Source organism: Ekhidna sp. (assembly GCF_965212185.1).
Classification (GTDB): domain Bacteria; phylum Bacteroidota; class Bacteroidia; order Cytophagales; family Cyclobacteriaceae; genus Ekhidna.
Map to the genome: position 1 here is coordinate 2,224,432 of NZ_OZ243102.1, position 14,694 is coordinate 2,239,125.

At 37.9% G+C, this 14,694-nt stretch carries 18 protein-coding genes and 1 tRNA gene; 4 read left to right on the forward strand and 15 right to left on the reverse strand.

Annotated elements, in window-relative coordinates:
- Positions 1 to 13: 13 nt before the first annotated feature.
- The 9 genes from ACOMC3_RS09605 to ACOMC3_RS09645 form a co-directional block, all read right to left on the reverse strand.
- Positions 14 to 841, reverse strand: a complete 828-nt coding sequence (locus ACOMC3_RS09605) for a MotA/TolQ/ExbB proton channel family protein (RefSeq protein WP_420315665.1) — start codon at positions 839 to 841, stop codon at positions 14 to 16.
- Between the two features lie 142 nt (positions 842 to 983).
- Positions 984 to 1,071 (reverse strand) — tRNA-Ser (locus tag ACOMC3_RS09610).
- Positions 1,072 to 1,162: 91 nt separating this feature from the next.
- Positions 1,163 to 2,227 (reverse strand): asparaginase, encoded by a 1,065-nt coding sequence (locus ACOMC3_RS09615; RefSeq protein ID WP_420315666.1) that lies wholly within the window; start codon positions 2,225 to 2,227, stop codon positions 1,163 to 1,165.
- Between the two features lie 9 nt (positions 2,228 to 2,236).
- The gene (locus ACOMC3_RS09620; RefSeq protein ID WP_420315667.1) at positions 2,237 to 3,004 is read right to left on the reverse strand and encodes a TatD family hydrolase; all 768 of its coding nucleotides are present in this window, start codon (positions 3,002 to 3,004) and stop codon (positions 2,237 to 2,239) included.
- Positions 3,001 to 3,621 carry a polysaccharide deacetylase family protein gene (locus ACOMC3_RS09625; protein ID WP_420315668.1) on the reverse strand — a complete coding sequence of 207 codons (621 nt, stop codon included), beginning with the start codon at positions 3,619 to 3,621 and terminating at the stop codon, positions 3,001 to 3,003. The genes ACOMC3_RS09620 and ACOMC3_RS09625 overlap by 4 nt, the downstream gene beginning before the upstream one ends.
- Positions 3,618 to 4,805, reverse strand: a complete 1,188-nt coding sequence (locus tag ACOMC3_RS09630; protein ID WP_420315669.1) for a PP2C family protein-serine/threonine phosphatase — start codon at positions 4,803 to 4,805, stop codon at positions 3,618 to 3,620. Before ACOMC3_RS09630 ends, ACOMC3_RS09625 begins: the two co-directional genes overlap by 4 nt.
- A complete protein-coding gene (locus ACOMC3_RS09635; RefSeq protein ID WP_420315670.1) occupies positions 4,802 to 5,056 on the reverse strand; it encodes a transporter in 255 nt (84 codons plus the stop codon). The genes ACOMC3_RS09630 and ACOMC3_RS09635 overlap by 4 nt, the downstream gene beginning before the upstream one ends.
- Positions 5,053 to 6,162, reverse strand: a complete 1,110-nt coding sequence (locus tag ACOMC3_RS09640; protein WP_420315671.1) for a glycosyltransferase — start codon at positions 6,160 to 6,162, stop codon at positions 5,053 to 5,055. Before ACOMC3_RS09640 ends, ACOMC3_RS09635 begins: the two co-directional genes overlap by 4 nt.
- Positions 6,159 to 6,878, reverse strand: a complete 720-nt coding sequence (locus ACOMC3_RS09645) for a hypothetical protein (protein ID WP_420315672.1) — start codon at positions 6,876 to 6,878, stop codon at positions 6,159 to 6,161. Before ACOMC3_RS09645 ends, ACOMC3_RS09640 begins: the two co-directional genes overlap by 4 nt.
- A 375-nt stretch (positions 6,879 to 7,253) precedes the next feature.
- Here ACOMC3_RS09645 and ruvC point away from each other — a divergent pair, with 375 nt between their 5' ends.
- Positions 7,254 to 7,808, forward strand: coding sequence for a crossover junction endodeoxyribonuclease RuvC (gene ruvC / locus ACOMC3_RS09650; RefSeq protein ID WP_420315673.1), 555 nt, complete (start codon positions 7,254 to 7,256; stop codon positions 7,806 to 7,808).
- Positions 7,809 to 7,881: 73 nt separating this feature from the next.
- Complete coding sequence (locus tag ACOMC3_RS09655) at positions 7,882 to 8,526, forward strand: hypothetical protein (protein ID WP_420315674.1); 645 nt, start codon at positions 7,882 to 7,884, stop codon at positions 8,524 to 8,526.
- A 36-nt stretch (positions 8,527 to 8,562) separates the two neighbouring features.
- Here the strand turns inward: ACOMC3_RS09655 and ACOMC3_RS09660 are convergent, their stop codons facing one another.
- The 6 genes from ACOMC3_RS09660 to rsmA all read right to left on the reverse strand — a co-directional run bounded on the left by ACOMC3_RS09660 (position 8,563) and on the right by rsmA (position 12,950).
- Positions 8,563 to 8,745, reverse strand: coding sequence for a hypothetical protein (locus tag ACOMC3_RS09660; protein ID WP_420315675.1), 183 nt, complete (start codon positions 8,743 to 8,745; stop codon positions 8,563 to 8,565).
- Between the two features lie 91 nt (positions 8,746 to 8,836).
- A complete protein-coding gene (locus ACOMC3_RS09665) occupies positions 8,837 to 9,238 on the reverse strand; it encodes an HIT family protein (protein WP_420315676.1) in 402 nt (133 codons plus the stop codon).
- The gene (gene greA, locus ACOMC3_RS09670) at positions 9,238 to 9,708 is read right to left on the reverse strand and encodes a transcription elongation factor GreA (protein ID WP_420315677.1); all 471 of its coding nucleotides are present in this window, start codon (positions 9,706 to 9,708) and stop codon (positions 9,238 to 9,240) included. Before greA ends, ACOMC3_RS09665 begins: the two co-directional genes overlap by 1 nt.
- Before the next feature lie 212 nt (positions 9,709 to 9,920).
- Positions 9,921 to 10,871 (reverse strand): NAD(P)-dependent oxidoreductase, encoded by a 951-nt coding sequence (locus tag ACOMC3_RS09675; RefSeq protein ID WP_420315678.1) that lies wholly within the window; start codon positions 10,869 to 10,871, stop codon positions 9,921 to 9,923.
- Positions 10,868 to 12,232: a magnesium transporter gene (gene mgtE, locus ACOMC3_RS09680; protein WP_420315679.1), complete on the reverse strand. Its 1,365-nt coding sequence runs from the start codon at positions 12,230 to 12,232 to the stop codon at positions 10,868 to 10,870. The genes ACOMC3_RS09675 and mgtE overlap by 4 nt, the downstream gene beginning before the upstream one ends.
- A 1-nt stretch (position 12,233) precedes the next feature.
- Positions 12,234 to 12,950 (reverse strand): 16S rRNA (adenine(1518)-N(6)/adenine(1519)-N(6))-dimethyltransferase RsmA, encoded by a 717-nt coding sequence (gene rsmA, locus ACOMC3_RS09685; protein ID WP_420315680.1) that lies wholly within the window; start codon positions 12,948 to 12,950, stop codon positions 12,234 to 12,236.
- 107 nt (positions 12,951 to 13,057) lie between these two features.
- Here rsmA and pdxA point away from each other — a divergent pair, with 107 nt between their 5' ends.
- Both pdxA and ACOMC3_RS09695 read left to right on the forward strand, forming a co-directional pair.
- A complete protein-coding gene (pdxA, locus tag ACOMC3_RS09690) occupies positions 13,058 to 14,101 on the forward strand; it encodes a 4-hydroxythreonine-4-phosphate dehydrogenase PdxA (RefSeq protein WP_420315681.1) in 1,044 nt (347 codons plus the stop codon).
- Positions 14,102 to 14,169: 68 nt separating this feature from the next.
- Complete coding sequence (locus ACOMC3_RS09695; protein WP_420315682.1) at positions 14,170 to 14,682, forward strand: YceD family protein; 513 nt, start codon at positions 14,170 to 14,172, stop codon at positions 14,680 to 14,682.
- The last annotated feature ends 12 nt before the right edge of the window (positions 14,683 to 14,694 follow it).

Sequence of the window (14,694 nt, forward strand, 5' to 3'; positions counted from 1 at the left end):
ATCTATTTATAGATTATTTAGAAAGATTGTGTTTAACAAGAAGGTCTACCAAAGAGATAGAAGCATCTTCCATGCTATTCACTATTGAGTCTACTTTTGAAACAAGGTAGTTATAGAAAAGCTGAAGAATTACAGCAACAATAAGTCCACCAACAGTTGTCAAAAGAGCCACTTTAATACCACTCGCAACTAGTGCAGGAGAAACGTCTCCAGCTTCTGCAATAGCATCGAATGCCTCAATCATACCAATTACAGTACCCATGAAACCAAGCATCGGAGCAAGTGAAATGAAAAGTGAAATCCAAATCATTCCTCTTTCAAGTTTGCCCATCTCAACAGATCCGTAAGCAATGATTGATTTTTCAACCATCTCAACACCTTCAGACATTCTCATTAGTCCTTGAGTAAAGATTGATGCTACAGGTCCTCTTGTATTTCTACAAACTTCTTTAGCTGCATCTGCACCACCAGCATTCAAAGCATCTTCAACATCTGCTAAGAGCTTTTTGGTGTTTGTAGAGGCCATGTTAAGATGAATGATTCTTTCAATAGCAATTGCCAAACCAAGAATCAAACATGCAAGAACGATTCCCATGAAAGTTGGTCCACCATCAATGAATTGTTCTTTTACTACTTGGTGAAATCCTTTAGATGGTGCAGCCTCTTCCGGCGCAATAATCTCAGCGATTTCTTCAACAGGCTCTTCATATACTTCTTCTACCTGTGCTGTGTCAACAGCTGTGGAATCTACCTCAGTTGAATCTGAGTCAGAAAAACCTTGTGCTGTCGCACTGAAGGTGAATACACCTGCCAACATTAAGAGAGTCAATAACTTTTTCATAATTCAGTCTTGTAAGTTAAGTCTTCGGTTTAGTTAAATATTTAAGTTTTAGTAAAATTCAAATTTGCATTTTCATTCCCACAAAATTCGCACCATTCATCAAAAATTGTCGAATTCCACAGACCTAAGCTCTGCAAAATCGCAGAGAGGAAGGGATTCGAACCCTCGATACCCTTTTGGGGTATACACACTTTCCAGGCGTGCGCCTTCGACCACTCGGCCACCTCTCTGTAGGCCGTCACTTTTTGACGGGCTACAAATAAATCATTAAAAATACCTTTATGCAAGTTTATTTCTAACATCAAGGGTATTTCAGTGGCATTATTCCCAGACTGAGTCCATCTCACCAGCTAGAGAGTGCGTCAGTAAATGTTTTAAACGATTATCCTTCTCACCTGATCCCAACAAAAACATCATTTTTGTGACTGCCGCTTCTGTAGTGATATCACCACCACTTAAAACTCCAATATCATTTAAACCCTTACTTGTTTCATATTTCCCTTGCTCCACTTCTCCTCCTATACACTGACTTACATTTAATATGATCTTGTCATCATCAATTGCTTGTTTTAAACAATTCAAAAACCAGTCAAATTTCATGGTATTCCCGGATCCGAAAGATTCCAGCACTACTCCTTTCACTTCGCTACCTCCTAATATTGCTTCCACCACATGTCTTGTAATTCCGGGAAAGACTTTTAATATCACCACATTGGGATCCAAATGATTCTTCACTTTTAGCCTTGATTTCCTATCGTAAGGTCTTAGCACAGGATAATTGAATTCTATTTCAATACCTGCCTGTGCTAACCTCGGATAATTTTCTGATTCAAATGCTGCAAAAGTGCTACTTCTAAGTTTTTGAGATCTGGAACCCCGGAGTAACAAATAATTAAAATAAACACATACTTCGCTCACTATCGGTGTACTATCATTGTGGGCCGATGCAATTTCAAGCGCCGTAATTAAATTTTCTCTTGCGTCGGACCTTATGGATCCGATAGGCATTTGAGCTCCTGTTAGAATAACTGGTTTATTAAGACCCTCAAGCATATAGCTTAGCATTGATGCAGAATAAGCCATGGTATCAGTACCATGTAGGATCACGAAAGCGTCATACTGTGCATAATTCTCCTCTATGATATATGCCATATCCTTCCAATCTTGAATAAGGATATTGGAGGAATCAATAGGCTTAGGAAAGGAAATGACTGTCAGCCGAATATCGAGCTGTTTGAGCTCAGGAACTCGATCTACTACTTTGCCAAAATTGAAAGGTGCAAGTGATCCGCTCTCATCCTGGATCATACCGAAGGTGCCTCCAGTATAAATGATGAGAACCGATCGTTCTCCAGTTTCATTGATATTTACAATCTTGTATTTCAACAGATTCAACTATTTCGAGGGGAAAAATAGCTTATTTGTATTTGCTGTTGTTAGATCATCTAACTCTTTTCTTGAGAGATTTAAAAATTCCGCGACTTTATCAGCTACCAAACTAATATATGAAGGCTCATTTCGCTTTCCTCTATGAGGTGCAGGTGTTAAGTATGGGCTATCTGTTTCCAGCATTATTTTCGATCTTTCTAAATGAGGAATTACTTTATCCATTCCCCCATTTTTAAATGTAGATACACCTCCAAGCCCGAGGAAGAAACCCAGATTTGTGATTTGTCTTGCTTGATCAACCGTGCCTGTGAAGCAATGAAAAACACCTTTCAACCCCTTACCTTCATATTGTTCGACTAATAAAATGGTTTCATCAATCGTTTCCCTGCAATGTATCACAATCGGAAGGTCATGCTTCAAAGCCAATTCACATTGAAAATGAAATGCTTCTTTTTGCTGCTCCCAGAAAGTCTTGTCCCAGTATAAGTCAGTTCCCATTTCGCCTACTGCAAGAAAGGATCGTTTATTAAACCAATCCTCCACAATTTGGAGCTCCTTTTCAAAATCTTCTTTTACCGAGCATGGGTGTAATCCCATCATTGGATAGCATACATCGGGGTATTGTTCTTCCAAACGAAGCATTTGCTCAATGGAAGTGCTATCAATGTTGGGTAGTAATATCTTTTCTACTCCATTCGCTATTGCACGTTCAACAACTTCTTCAACATCCTCTTCAAAATGCTCTAAATATATGTGTGCGTGTGAGTCGATCATGATATTGCTTCGAATTTGAGACCTTTAGATTGAAAATGCGACAGGATTTCTGGAAGAATTAGTTTTAAATTTTTGAAAGCTTTTTCAGAATCATGAAATGCCAGAATACTACCGGCTTTTGCATTTTTCAACTTTCTTATCGATTTATCGACTGTTAATTGGGGATCAAAATCCCATGACAGATGGCTCCACATGATGATCTTCTTATTCGAGAGTCCTTTTGCCTGAGATTGCTTTATCCGGCCATATGGCGGACGGAAAATCTCATTATGAACTCCCAATGAATGAAGGGTCTTATCGCATTGGATGACATCTTCATGATATTCCATTTGATTAACATTCCAACCTGACATGTGATTGTGAGTGTGATTTCCAATTTGATGTCCCTCAGCAATTATTTGCTTAGCAATATCATTGTGTTGTATCAGATTCTTGCCCACACAAAAGAATGTTGCTTTAGCGTTTGCCTTTTTTAGTTCTCTCAAGACCCATGGTGTCACATCCGGATGCGGACCATCATCAAAAGATAGATAGATAGCGTTGCTAGAAGGAATTTTCCAGATGAATGAAGAATACCAAAGCCTTGTGAAGATTGGTGTTTTATAAAACCGAATCATTTGTTTTGAATTCGACAAGAAAGCATTGTGATGTCGTCATGAAATGCTCTGCTTCCTTTAAACGCATTAAGCAATCCCAATATCTGATTGTGGAATTCTGACAGGTCTTGTGGGCAATCTCCTTTGACGATTTCTAATAACCGATCAAATTCAAATGCTTCGTCTTCTTCGTTGAAAGTTTCAGTCAGACCATCTGTATAGGTGAAAAGAAAGAACTCATCTAGATTTTTTATTTGCAGCGTTTCTATAAATGGTAGTGGATCAAACATACCAAGTACTGTGGTGCCATCATTCAATAATTGAATACCATCATCAGTTTTCAAGATTATTTCGTTGTGCCCACAATTGATATATTCTAGAACCTTGGTTTTGAAATCATAAATCCCAGCAAAGAAGGTTATGAAATTCTCCGCATTACCGCTGACAAAGGTGGTATGATTAAGCTCTTCGATTATTTCTTTTAAATCCTTTGTTTGACGAACCAATGCTCGTAAAGAGGCCTGAAAGTTGGACATCAATAGTGCCGCTGGAACCCCTTTCCCTGACACATCAGCTATGCATGCAAGAAACTTATTTTCATCAATCTGTATATAATCATAATAATCACCTCCAACATCGTGATGAGGCAAATAGAACGCTTCGATCTGAAGCCGTTCAATTTTAGGAAGCTCTTTCGGAAATAGAAAATTCTGAACCTTCTTGGCGATCTCTAACTCGCGCCTATATGCTTCCTGCTCCATTTGCTGCCTTGCAAGTCTCTTATTCTCTATTGCTACAAGGATGATATTAGTTAAAGCATTTAAGAATCGATTCTGGATGCCTAGTTTAGAATCTGAATCTATGAAAACAACAGAGAGCAACTTGTTTTTATGGTAAACAGGAAATACAGAGTTGAATTCATCAAACGATGTTTCAATTAATCCAAGCTGATTTTTAAGTTCTTTATACTCTTCAGGAAGCGTGCTTCCAATCAAGTCATTTTTAGTACCAAAATTTACTCTGCAATGCCACTCTTCATTTTTTTCTGTGAATAATGCAAGCTTATTGATCTTAAGATCTGCCAGTAAAGTGAACTTATAAATCTTCAATAGGTCATCTTCAGGCAGGTTATTATTCACAGCTTGTGTGATCTCTAAAAGAGCATTCAGCTGCAAATCTTTGATATCTAATGAAGATTCCATCATTGAGTGTTGTGTTCAAATAGTCCCTTTTTCGAAGCAAGATAGAAGAATGATTGATAATCTTTATTCATATCTAAACTCTCCACTTCTGATTCCTCACTCACATTTTTGTACACCCTGACCCAACCTTTTTTTGCCATTTGAATAAGGTTAGATTTTAATTTCTCATCAGAAAGCTCTGTTGAGTTTTTGAGATCATCAAACGAGGTGACGAAATAAAGCTCATCTATGATGTTGAATTCATCGTCTGTCATCTATACTTTCGTCCTTTCCAGGTGTATGATCCAAAGATAGAATTCATCCCCATGAATAAAACATGCAATGGGTAAATAATTTGGAATATTAGTAGCGGCCAAAAGCTATTATTCCCTTTAAGAAAACTATTAACAGGTCCTACAAAAGACCAGATGGCAATGAATCTGAGGAAAATAAAACTACCGATTAAAAGCGAGTTGAATTCATGAAATAGGGCACCAGCAATTCCCACGTAAAACAAGAGGTAATCAATAAAGAATAATACGGCACTTAATCTAACAAAGGGGTTTTTATTGTATTTCCATTTACTAGTCCAACGGATACGTTGGTTAATAAAAGAAGAGAGTTTTGAATGAGCCGGTGTTGTAACTACCGCATTTTTAGTTTTCATAAACCTTGTGGAATGAGGGAAACGTCTCATGATATTATACAGTAAAAACTCATCATCACCGGAAGGTGTGAAAAGATTGTCCGAGTAGCCACCCACTTCTTCAAACGCACGTTTTCGGAAGCCAAGATTTGCACCACTGCACATACTTGGATTTTCCTTTGAAATTGTAACTGCACCGAAACCCATGAGCCCAGCAAATTCGACTTGCTGCAATTTGGAAAAAAGATTATTCCCTTGAATACCTACCGGTCCGGCTACCATGTTTGTGGTTTCATCAAAAGCATCATTGTATGAATTGATCCAATTTTCTTCCAATGAACAATCCGCATCTGTAGTAAGAATAATCTCTTGTTTAGCAGCATTAACTCCAGCTGTTAACGCATGTTTTTTACCGTGACTGTTTTTATCATCTAGTTTAATTAACCGTGTTTGAACATTTAGTGATGACTTCAATTCATTTACAGTTTCAATGGTTTTATCATCAGAAAAATCATCCACTACAATAATTTCAAATAAGTCATAAGGGTACTTTTGATTATCTAAATCCTTAAGAATATGCGTAATATTTTTCTCTTCATTCCTCACCGGAATGATGACCGAAAAAGGCCTCAATGATTCAGCTTGCTGAATATTCGGAATCTGTTTCCATTCAAAAGCCAACTTCAAATAGAATAGAACATTCAGAACTGTAAATGCACCAATCAAAAAGATCATCGCGCAATGTTAGCCTTAAATCGCCAGATAAAAATCAAACCCACAAGTGAAGGAATTACCGTGTTGATCACCCAAATCAAAAAGATGGGAATTATGACCATTTGAAGGTTAGATACATGAGATTCGAAGAAAACGATCCCAGATACCTCACGAACACCCACTCCTCCTAATAACAACGGAAGTATGGATCGAACCAAGAATATCCACCCTATGCCTGCTATCAGTAAGTGGGCTGGCAAATGAGGTAAAAAGGTCTCTAATAAGAGGAAAAATTGGAAGGTAAAAACAGTATAACGAAGGAATGAAATTCCCACAATTTTTATCAAAATTGATCGATCGATACTTCTAAAATAATTCAAGAAACGAGCTAAGGTTTTACGAAAGATCCATGTCATCAAAGGGAAAATCAAAAGAAGAATCAACGCATACCAGCCATTAAAATCATACTGCTCAGCTAGTTTGCTCATTCCGTAAAGACCAATGATGGCTGTAAAGCTGATCATGACCCCTCTGTTCAATACTGCTGCTGAGGTGGTTTGGTATTTGTCAACCTGCTGAGAAAGGCGAACCAACAAATCTCCGGAAGTAAATGGAAGCACCCAGTTTAGAGATAGACCAGCTAAAATTATTCTAACTGCATCCTGGATTGATATAGGTTCAAATACTTGTACTGATACCTTCCACCTGAGCGCTTCTAAATACCAATTTAAGAACATAAGTATGATGACAAATCCGAGAACCAACGGGGGCGATTCCGGCCAAACAAAATCACTTATCCTAATCGATTGATCCTTTAATTTGGAAATGAGGAAAAAGAGACACGTAACTAATAAAGCAACTTTCAAGAATGCTACTAGCCAGGGTTTATTTAAATGAGATCGTTTGTACTCTCCGATTTGTTCCTTTGATTTTTGTGACAATAGACTTCAAGTTTACTCTCACTTTTTTCCTTGATGAAAAAAGTGACAAAAAAATCAAGAAAATTTTAAAGCCTCTGCCCACACATCCATCAACACCGCGCCAAATTTTCTTTCTCACTCTCCTTTTCGTAAAGTTTTCCTAAGTTCAGTCAAAGACAGTAATTTGCATTTGTGGCGATTAAAGAGCGAATCATTTTAGGTATTGATCCAGGCACTAATGTAATGGGATATGGGCTCATCCACTGTAAGGGTGAAAAATTGAGTGTTATTCAATATGGAGTTATTCATCTTAGCAAGTATAAGAATCATGAGATTAAGCTTAAGAAAATATTCGATCGTGTCACTGAGCTTTTAAAAGAGTACTTACCTGATGAAGTAGCACTTGAAGCTCCGTTCTTTGGTAAAAACGTTCAATCCATGTTGAAGCTTGGGAGAGCTCAGGGAGTGGCCATGGCTGCAGCTCTCAGTAGAGATATGCCTATCCATGAGTATGCGCCAAAAAAAGTAAAACAATCTGTCACTGGTAATGGCAATGCCAGTAAGGAGCAGGTATCGAATATGATTCAAATGTTATTGAAGTTTGAAGAGGCTCCCAAACTAATGGATGCTACCGATGCTTTGGCGGTTGCTATTTGCCACCATTACTCCTCTAAATCCGGTTTGGGATCAGGTGGTAAAAAAAGCTGGAAATCATTTATATCAGACAATCCGGGTAGAGTTAAATAGAATTACCCTAAAATGGGTATTGAATCTATTTGACAAAAAACGTAATTTAGTATTTACCTAATTAGCTAATCAAATGGCTGAAAACACTAAATCCCTACTCAATGTCTCCTATCGATCTTTAAGAAGATTGATAGGAGTATTGGGTGTGCTACTCCCCTGGCTTTTGATGGTTCGCGCATGGGACATAGAGCCTTCAATTAGTCATTATTACTATACCGTGTCTTCTCCTATTTTCACTGGAATACTGATTGCATTCGGTCTATTACTCTTGACCTATCAAGGTTATGAAAAATCTTCCGGTGAAAAAGTAAGCGATAACACAATCACCAATGTTGCAGGATTTTTCGCACTGGTTACAGCAATTCTACCAACATCTTGCCATGGTGGTCAAAGTCACCCGTTCTGTCATTTTGATTCTACACTCAATACGATCCATTTACTATCAGCTGGGACCTTTTTGATATTAGTTGGCGCCATGTCATATTTCAAGTTTCCTCTTGGTGGCACTAAAAAGGCATTTTATAAAACCATGGGACTTATTGTATGGGCTTCAATAGTGCTAATGCTTATCTATTTTGCTTTTGAAGACAGTATTGGTGATAAATTTCCTCAGGGGGTTTTAGTTGGGGAGATAATAGGTGTTACTGCCTTTGGGATTTCCTGGTTGGTAAAAGGTAAACCGGGTGAAATGAAAATATTCGGAGCAAAAAAGGCATAAAAAAACGCACCTTTCAGAAAACCCAATTCCTATCACCTACTCTTTCTTCATGCCCTTCACACGCCCCTTTGCAATTTCAATAGTCATCTGATCAATGACTGCTCGAAGGGTATCTTCATTAGGATCAGCTTCGTATTTAGCAACTACTTTATCAAACTCTCCCGGATCGGTTAGAAGTGAACGAACTTCATCTATTTTCTTGATCATTTCTGCATCCATGGTAGGTTAGGTAATGTGGCGGTATTAAAACAAGAAACCCACCTTCCGGTGGGCTCAATATCTAACTTCTTAATATCCAACGTCCAAAAGTCTATTTCTTATCGTAAGCTTCTCTGATCTTACTTGCTGTTGCTTTCATTTCTTCCTTACTCGGTGACAACTTCATATTACTGAAATTCATATCATCCATTGTTTTCATAGGAATCAAATGAACATGTGCATGAGGGACTTCAAGGCCCATAACAGTCAAACCTATTCTTTCACAGGGAATGACTGATTCAATAGCTTTAGCAACTCCTTTTGAAAAGGAAAATAGTTCTGAAAATGTCTGATTATCTAAGTCGAAAATGTAGTCTACTTCCTTTTTAGGTATCACAAGTGTGTGTCCCTCCATTAAGGGATTGATATCCAGAAACGCTAAATAATTCTCATCCTCAGCAACAATATGTGCTGGAATTTCACGCTCAATTATTTTTGTGAAAATACTTGCCATTAGACCGTGATATCTAGTATTTCAAACTCCATATCTCCTGCAGGCACCTTGATCAACGCTTTTTCACCTTTTTTCTTGCCAAGAAGACCTTTACCGATGGGTGACTGAACTGAAATCTTACCACTTTTAAGATCCGCTTCCTCCTCAGCTACAAGTTGGTACGTCACCTCCATCTTGTTTTTATTGTTCCGGATTTTAACTGTTGACAAAATAGAAACTTTTGATGTATCAATTGATGACTCATCGATTATTCGTGCATCTCCAACTACTTTCTCCAGCTTTGAAATCTTAAGTTCCAACAATCCTTGAGCTTCTTTCGCAGCGTCATATTCAGCATTTTCACTCAAGTCACCTTTATCTCGAGCTTCCGCTATTTGCTTTGCCATATCCGATCTCCCTTTAGTCTTGAGCTCGTTCAACTCAGCTTTCAGCTTGTCGAGTCCTTCCTTTGTATAGTAATTAACTGCCATAATTGTTCTTACCCCTTTAAACAAAAAATAACGGCCTCACAATGAAGCCGTTTTCCCGTGTTTTCTTATTTTGATACTGCAAATATACAGTAACGATTAAGTGAAATCAAAAATGACCTTATTCGAATTATCTGATTAATATCCGAATCCAGTATGCAACAGCAATTCAATCCTTGAAAAATCATATTGGAGATATGAAATATCTAATACTTCTAATATAACCCTGATTTAATCTCATTTATTTTTTGAGCAATTACTTCACTGATTCGTTGATACGACTCATATGTCCAACCACCAACATGCGGAGTGATAATCACATTTTGAAATGATTGCAATTCCTCAAGTTGTGTCTTTTCAATGGAAGAATAACTTGAGAACTTTTCATTTTCAAGGACATCTAAACCTGCACCGAACAGTGTTCCATCTTTTAGAAGATTTATTAATGATGATGTGTCCAGTACCTCTCCTCTAGATGTATTAATTAGTACCTTCAGTTTCTTAAACTTTCTTAAGTATGTTTCATTAAACAGGTATTTCGTGTCTTCATCAAGCGGTATATGTAGACTTAGAATTTCTGTTCGTTCCATCAATTCATTTAATTCTACATTCTGAATAAATCCTCCTTCAAACTCTCCTTTATATTTATCAAAGCCAATGATTTCACATTCAAACCCTCGTAGCTTTTTAGCAAAAGACATACCCATATTACCTACTCCGTAAATCCCAACGACTTTACCTTTTAGTTCAATTCCACGGTTTCCTTCTCTATCCCAAATGCCCTTTTTAATTTGATTGTGACCTTCAGGCAGTCTATGAAGTACGCTAAGAAGTAAGCCTAATGCATGCTCTCCTAATGCATCCCGATTTCCCTCAGGGGCATTAATGGGCACAATTCCCTTTGTTTCGAGATAATCTTGATCTACTTTGTCCATGCCTGCTCCTGCCCTTGCAACAAATTTGAGCCGTACGCCTGCGTCAACTAACTCTTTATCCACAGGGGTCTTACTTCGAATAATCAAACCATCGAACTCATGGATAATATCCAAAATTCCAATCCTGTCAATTATTGGTAAATAAACAGGCTCATGACCATGTTCTTTCAGTAACGAAAGAATACACTCATGCATATCATCAGCAATGAGAATGCGCATTTTCTTACTCATAGATTATACAACAGGTGTGCTATCGAGAAATAGACAGCCAAACCCAACAAATCGTTCGTAGTAGTAATAAATGGACCTGAAGCTAACGCCGGATTCACCCCGAAACGATTAAGTAATAAAGGCGTAATTGTCCCCATAAATGAAGCCAATAAGACCACTGAAAATAGTGCTATCGCAACTGTTGCGGCTAGTGGTTCTTCCCTCATGAATAAAATAACCGCACCAAAAACCATCAATGATAAGATCGCTCCATTTACAATAGCTACCATGAAAACCTTAAGTAATCTTTTCCACATGCTATCTGCGAATACATTCGGATTTGCAAGACTTTGCACTACAATGGAAGATGATTGGATACCAACATTTCCGCCCGATGCGGTAATCAACGGAATGAAAAAAGCAAGTGCCGGAACAATGATTATTTCTTCTTTAAATAAACCTAAAAACTGAGCACCCACTAAACCGCCAGCCATACCAATGATTAACCATGGCAATCTAGCCCTTGAAATTTTCCATACTGTATCATCTTCTTCCACGTCTGAACTCACGCCAGTCATTAGCTGTCGTTCTTCATCAGCCATCTCACGGATCACATCGATTACATCATCAATGGTAATACGACCAACCAGCCTTCCACGAGCATTCACCACAGGAACAGCTTCAAGGTCATATTTCTGCATGATACTTGCCACCTCCTCTTCAGTTGTGGACGTTTCCACAGATATGATCTGATCATCATAAACATCAGCAACCTTCGCTCCTCCTTTACCAAGAATCAGGTTCTTCACTCCTACTTTCCCCAGTAAGTTTTCTTTATCATCTACCACATATACAGAATAGATTTTCTGCACATTCTCAGCTTGCAATCTAATTTCTTCAATACACTGAGAAATACTCCAATTTAGGTTGGCCTTAATTAACTCCTTAGCCATGAGTCCGCCTGCTACATCCTCATCATATTCAAGGAGCTCCATTAAGTTGGAGGCTTTCTCCTCATCCTCTATCTGCCTAATCACTTCATTCCTATCTGCAACACCCATTTCATAGAGAATGTCTGTGCCGTCATCAGAATCCATTAGCTCAACAAATGATGCAAGGTCTTTAGCAGAGAATTCCTTTAGAAACTGCTCTCTGACATCTTCTTCCAGGTCTTCAAGAATCCTGGCACCAATTTCAGGAGTTAATAGGTCAAATACATATTTGCATTCAACAGAATCAAATTCATCTAAAAGAGCTGAAATATCAGCAGGGTTTACTCCATCAAGTGTGGATTTAATGAAGGCATTATCCTGCTCATCCAGGGCTTGCTGAAATCGGTCTTTGAACTCAACCGATAACTCAAAGTTCATCACTGCTTCCATGTCAGGCGATTTTTTCAGTAAGCGAGATAAATTCTTGAACAGACAACTGTTCCGCCCTTTTATCCATCTCAGGGAGAGCAGCGACAGAGTCAGACAAATTTAGGTCTTTTAATGCGTTGCGCAAGGTCTTCCTTCTTTTCCCAAATCCCGCTTTTACTACTCGTTTAAATAACCGCTCATCACAGGGTAATTGTTTGGTCTCATTCCTTTTTAATCTTATAACTGCAGACTGTACTTTCGGGGGAGGATTAAATACACCAGGAGCCACCTTGAACAAATAGTCTATGTCAAAAAAGGCTTGTAGCAAAACACTTAGAATACCATAGGTTTTGTTTCCATGTGTTGCAGAGATACGATCGGCAACTTCCTTCTGAATCATGCAAACCACCTCATCTACTTTCTCTCGATCATCCCAGATTTTGAAAAATAGTTGAGAGGAGATGTTGTAGGGAAAATTGCCAATTACATTAAAACGATCCTGGGCCACATTGTACTTCAGGTAATCCTGAAAAAGAAACTGATTTGCATGTTTAGGATATAATTCCTTTAAATAGGTAATTGATTCTTTGTCAACATCAAGTGCATAAAACTCAGTTTCATATTGCTCGATGAGATATTTTGTTAATACACCTGTACCTGGACCAATTTCCAGCACTGGCAAATTGTCTTCATTCTTTAAGGCATTAACAATCTTTAAAGCGATGTTTTCATCTTTCAAAAAGTGTTGACCTAAATGCTTTTTGGGTTTTACGCTTATCAACTTTTGCTTTTTTTTACTGTAGAATTTTTCGAGTTAACTTCCGATTTTATAAATGTACACTGCAAATGAGTGAATCGTCAAGTAAAAAAAATAAACCTGTAATTGGTATCTCTATTGGTGACATCAATGGCATTGGCCCTGAAGTAATTATTAAATCACTTGAGGATAACCGTATTTTAAAACAATTCACTCCGGTAATTTATGGCTCTGGCAAAGTCATATCCTTTTATCGTAAAGGCCTGAATAAGGAAAACTTCAACTATCAACAGATTTCAAGTATTGACAAATTGATTCACAAAAAAGTGAATGTACTTAATGTGTGGAATGAGACCATTGAAATCACTCCTGGTCAAGCCAATGAGACTGGAGGAAAATATGCTGTTCTTTCTCTTCAAAGGGCAGTTGCGGATTTAAAAGATGGCAAAATAGATGCTCTAACTACTGCACCACTTAGTAAAGAGTTGGTGCAATCAGATGATTTCAAATTTCCAGGCCATACAGAATACTTAACTCAGGAAGCAGGAGAATCAGAAAGTCTCATGTTTCTTGTTCATGATGACCTTAGAGTTGGTGTGGTTACTGGTCATGTTGCTTTAAACAAAGTGAGTGAAAAAATCACAAAAGATAAGGTGATATCAAAACTTCAAAAGATGATCAAATCCTTACAAAAGGATTTTGGAATCAAAAAACCCAGGGTTGCGGTCATGGGATTAAATCCTCATGCAGGAGAAAACGGCCTGCTCGGCGATGAGGAAGAAAAGATTATATCACCAGCTATAGAAGAGGTAAAAAAAGGACATAATATTGTCGCGGGTCCATTTCCTGCCGACGGTTTTTTCGGTATGAGGTCATACAAACATTACGATGGTGTATTGGCAATGTATCATGATCAGGGATTAATACCGTTTAAGACCCTGGCATTCGAAGAAGGCATTAACTATACTGCAGGTTTACCATTTGTCAGGACATCACCAGACCATGGAACAGCCTTCTCTATAGCGGGTAAAAATGAGGCAGATGAGACCTCTTTTCGTAATGCTCTTTACCTGGCCAATGACATTATTCGTCAAAGAAATGAGAATCAGTATGAAAATGCGGATGAAAAGTAATTAATAAAGCTTTTGTAGTACTTGGATTCTATCTAAATTTGCGGGTCTTTACCGGGAAGTGGACGGACATGAAGGAACTGAAGGAGTATAAAATTGAAATTTTTGGACTGAGTAACAGCGCTCACGACTTCAATTTCACGTTTTCTGAGGATTTCTTTTCTCATTTCGAACACAGCTTGGTGAGCAAGGGCAAAGGCACTTGTGATGTGATTTTGACAAAAACAGATTCTATGATTACCCTCAATCTGAACATTAATGGTTCAATTGAGCTGGAATGTGATAGAAGTTTGGAGTTATTTGATTTCCCTATCTCCGTAGAAAAGGAAATTATTTACAAATACGGCGATGAGGAAAAAGAGTTAAGTGAAGATGTATTTGTAATCCTTAAGGGAACACAGGAAATTAACATAGCTTCGTTTTTATATGAATCCATCAGCTTGGAAGTACCGATGAAAAAGCTTCATCCAAAATTTCAGGATGAAACTGAAGATGATGAGGTGATTTACATTTCTGACACATCGGAGACTAAAGAGGAAGAGAGTACAGATCCCAGATGGGAAGCCTTAAAAAAATTGAAATAAGAAAAATTTAGA